We start from the raw sequence: 262 nt of genomic DNA, 5'->3' as shown, positions 1-262 counted from the left end.
GAACAAGGTGGTGGCGGTGGTCACGGTGGCTTTGGTGGCGGTCAAGGTGATTTTGGTGATATTTTTGGTGATGTATTCGGTGATATTTTTGGAGGCGGCGGTGGCCGACGCCAATCTCGCCAGCAGCGTGGTTCAGATTTACGTTACAACATGGATTTAAGCTTAGAAGAAGCGGTTCGTGGTAAAGACGTTGAAATTAAAGTACCGACTTGGGTTAGTTGTGACCCGTGTGATGGCAGCGGTGCCAAAGCGGGTTCTAAGC

The 262-nt window shown here is 50.4% G+C and carries 1 pseudogene; it reads left to right on the top strand.

Features of this window, described 5'->3' with window-relative positions:
• Nucleotides 1–262: pseudogene (locus tag SB765_RS30805) on the top strand (molecular chaperone DnaJ); the annotation flags it as partial.

Source organism: Pseudomonas sp. SIMBA_067 (assembly GCF_046534675.1).
Classification (GTDB): domain Bacteria; phylum Pseudomonadota; class Gammaproteobacteria; order Pseudomonadales; family Pseudomonadaceae; genus Aquipseudomonas; species Aquipseudomonas putida.
This window is presented reverse-complemented; position numbering and strand designations above follow the sequence as displayed.